Consider the following 771-nt stretch of genomic DNA (forward strand, 5'->3'; position numbering starts at 1 on the left):
GGGCGACACCACTGCCACCGCGGCGCCGACCGTGGTCATCACCGAAGACACCGACAACGACGGCACCATCGACCGCACCGAGATCAGCGGCCAGGTGAACGTGGCAGTGACCCTGCCGGGCGAGGCCCAGGCTGGTGACACCCTCAAGGTGAGCGGCCAGGCCGACCGGGTGCTGAGCGACGCCGACATCCTTGCTGGCAAGGTGGGTTACGAGTTTGACCGTCCGGCCGATGGTGCGGCGCTGACCGTAACCGCCACCCTGGTGGACGCGGCAGGCAACGTCTCGCCGGAAGGCAGCGACAGCGCCATCATGGGCGACACCACCGCCACCGCGGCGCCGACCGTGGTCATCACCGAAGATGCCGACAACGACGGCACCATCGACCGCAGCGAGATCAGCGGCCAGGTGAACGTGGCGGTGACCCTGCCGGGCGAGGCCCAGGCGGGGGATACCCTCAAGGTGAGCGGCCAGCCTGACCGGGTGCTGAGCGACGCCGACATCCTTGCCGGCAAGGTGGGTTACGAGTTTGACCGTCCGGCCGATGGTGAGGCGCTGACCGTGACCGCCACCCTGGTGGACGCGGCGGGCAATGTCTCGCCGGAAGGTAGCGACAGCGCCACCATGGGCGACACCACCGCCACCGCGGCGCCGACCGTGGTCATCACCGAAGACAAGAACGACGACGGCACCATCGACCGCAGCGAGATCAGCGGCCCCGTGAACGTGGCAGTGACCCTGCCGGGCGAGGCCCAGGCCGGTGACACCCTCAA

At 69.3% G+C, this 771-nt stretch carries 1 protein-coding gene; it reads left to right on the plus strand.

Annotation, left to right across the window (positions count from 1 at the left end):
- The coding region (locus ACW5W4_RS18850) for a hypothetical protein (RefSeq protein ID WP_456690410.1) at positions 1-771 on the plus strand (771 nt) is incomplete at both ends.

Source organism: Aeromonas crassostreae, from assembly GCF_054052445.1.